This is a genomic window from Paenibacillus sp. 32O-W (assembly GCF_007679495.1).
Taxonomy (GTDB): domain Bacteria; phylum Bacillota; class Bacilli; order Paenibacillales; family NBRC-103111; genus Paenibacillus_L; species Paenibacillus_L residui.
Genome location: NZ_VEGP01000204.1, coordinates 1 through 309, shown reverse-complemented (window position 1 = coordinate 309; position 309 = coordinate 1). Strand labels below are relative to the sequence as shown.

The following is a 309-nucleotide window of genomic DNA, read 5'->3' as shown; positions in this document are numbered from 1 at the left end:
TTCGTCAAGACACGCAACATTGTAAAAGTCGAAAAGTCGATTCGTTTGCTTCATCGGAGATTAACGAATATCCGCACCAATCACATTCACCAAACGACGAGCGCGATAGCGAAAACCAAGCCAAGCGCTGTAGTGATGGAAGACTTAAATGTGAGCGGAATGATGAAGAACCGCCACTTGAGCAAGGCGATTGCCGGACAGAAGCTGCACGAGTTCATCCGGCAGATGAAATACAAGTGCGAGAAGATCGGCGCGAAATTTGTTCAAGCCGCCAAATGGTTCCCTTCATCGAAAATGTGCTCATGTTGT

Annotated in this window: 1 protein-coding gene; it reads left to right on the top strand. The window is 47.2% G+C overall.

Annotated features, from left to right (window positions below; all coding sequences use genetic code 11):
* Positions 1 to 309, top strand: a 309-nt coding sequence (locus FS806_RS25460) for an IS200/IS605 family accessory protein TnpB-related protein (protein WP_144942151.1), incomplete at both ends; no start/stop codon positions are given.